The 1297-nt window shown below is 63.8% G+C and carries 2 protein-coding genes; both read right to left on the bottom strand.

All coding sequences use genetic code 11. The annotated features are described in order from the left end of the window. Window positions 1-151: 151 nt before the first annotated feature. Complete coding sequence (locus ACWNCF_RS03070) at window positions 152-1102, bottom strand: phage major capsid protein (protein WP_449405972.1); 951 nt, start codon at window positions 1100-1102, stop codon at window positions 152-154. A 10-nt stretch (window positions 1103-1112) separates the two neighbouring features. After that, window positions 1113-1297 (bottom strand): hypothetical protein (locus ACWNCF_RS03065; RefSeq protein WP_449405971.1); only part of this gene is annotated, 185 nt, incomplete at its 5' end.

Raw genomic sequence — 1297 nt, 5'->3', positions numbered from 1 at the left:
CAGCAGTTTCGCCGTCACCCAGCGCGCGTTATTGCGGTAACGGGCGCGCAGCGCATAGACCATGTCGTAGAACGTGTCCAGGCTGGTCGGCATGGCTGCCGCTTGGCCGGATGCAACGTACTGCAGGGCGCCGAACGCGCGGCCAGCGGTGTCAGCAGTCGTCACCGGCGTCAGACCGGCCGAAGAAGCCGGTCGGCTTCTTGGTGCCGTTGCCGCCGATGAATGCGGCGCCTTCACCTTGGCCGATCGCTTCCGATGCCGACGAAACGAGCCAGTCCTCGACGTTGAAGAACAGGTCGTCGAGCGATTCTTCCGACGCCTGCGGCTTGGCCGATGCCATGCCGAAAGTCGGCACGACTTCTGCGAGGTCCGGGGTGTTGCCCTGGTTGCGGGTGTCGCCCTCGCCCAGCCATTCGAAGCTCGCGCCATTCAGGTCGAACAGTTCGTGATAGTCGGTGGTACCGACCTGGCGCACGGTGGCGATCTGGCGGATCGGCGAGATGTCGACCGACAAGCGGGCGATCTGCTGCTCGATCGTTTTCGGCACCGCGTAGCCGCCGGCCGAGTTGGTGCCGGCCACGGTTTGCGTCGAGCGTGTTTCGTATTGTGCCCAATCCGCGTCATCGTCCGCCGGCGCGGCGCGGGTCTCGACCTTCTTCAGCTCTTTGCCGCGGCGATAAAGCGCGTCGCGGCGCTCCGGATCGCTGGGGTTACGCATCCAAGCCAGGAAGGCGCCTTTGTAGGCGATCGCCTCCGGCGATTCTTTCTTGTCGACGTCGCCGCCGACCATGGCGCCCGGGCGCGCCATCTTGCCTTCGAGCTTTTCGAGGCGGCTTTTCTGCTCGCTCAGGGAATCCAGCGCCTCGTCCATCCGGGCCAGCTTGACATCGAATTCGGCCGTCGACTTGCCGGATTTGATGGCTTCGATGCGCTCGTCGTTGGTACGCTTGTACTCAGTGAACGCGGTGTTGATGCGGTCGATAGCTTCGGTCACCGAGCGCAGGGTCGGTTCGTCGCGCTTTTCGTAGGGGACCGCCGCAGCCTTGGCTTGGAACGCGGCGAAGTGTGCGGCCATGGTGGCCAGCAGGACAACTTTTTTCATGTGGTTTCTTTCACGAGGTGAGGGATTGGATCAGCCGGTTGGCCGCTTTCAGCGTCGCAGCCGCCTCATGAGCGTCCCGCTCATCCAAAGCGATGCGTTTGACCTCGGCGATCAACGCCTTGGCAGTGTCAGCCGGTAGGCCCGCGTCCCGCAGGGCCTGTTCGGCTTGACGAATGGTTTTGATGCCGGCCAGGT

The sequence above is a fragment of the Massilia phosphatilytica genome (assembly GCF_977014125.1).
Note: the sequence above shows the minus strand (reverse complement) of the source record. Positions and strands in the feature narration are given on the sequence as shown.

Coding starts and splice junctions, on each gene's coding strand:
- ACWNCF_RS03070 (WP_449405972.1), bottom strand. CDS start 1,102: ATGAAAAAAGTTGTCCTGCTGGCCACCATGGCCGCACACTTCGCCGCG.